Origin of the sequence: Mesorhizobium sp. M1E.F.Ca.ET.063.01.1.1 (genome assembly GCF_003998155.1) — a bacterium.
GTDB lineage: Bacteria > Pseudomonadota > Alphaproteobacteria > Rhizobiales > Rhizobiaceae > Mesorhizobium.
Genome location: NZ_RZSC01001733.1, coordinates 1 through 400, shown reverse-complemented (window position 1 = coordinate 400; position 400 = coordinate 1). Strand labels below are relative to the sequence as shown.

The 400-nt window shown below is 58.5% G+C and carries 1 protein-coding gene; it reads right to left on the bottom strand.

All coding sequences use genetic code 11. The features are described 5' to 3' along the window. A partial coding sequence (locus EOA29_RS40650; protein WP_127222620.1) for a response regulator occupies positions 1–295 on the bottom strand: 295 nt, incomplete at its 3' end. Positions 296–400 lie beyond the last annotated feature (105 nt).

The following is a 400-nucleotide window of genomic DNA, read 5'->3' as shown; positions in this document are numbered from 1 at the left end:
CGTTGGGCGCGCCCGCTAGAACGGCCCCGCCGACAAGCTCCGGCCGGTCATAAGCACTCGCCACGGCAAATGGTACATTGAGGCTGCTCAACTTTTCCGCCAATGGCGTGACCAGTTCATGGCCTAGATTTACGTCGAGCAATGCGACAGACGGCAGTTCGCTTTCCAGTATGCGAGATGCTGCGGCCACGGTCGAAACAGGCCCCAGGACACGCCATCCTCGCCGTTCGAGCATGGATTTGAGGTCCATCGCGATCAGAAATTCATCTTCCACGATTAGGACCGTCTGTTGCACCTGCCTTCAATCTTGTTGGCTCGCCCTCGTGAGCGGAATGACCATCTGCACCTTTAAACCCGTCGCCGCATAGGTAGGTTCCACCTTGCCCCCCGGATCGTACGC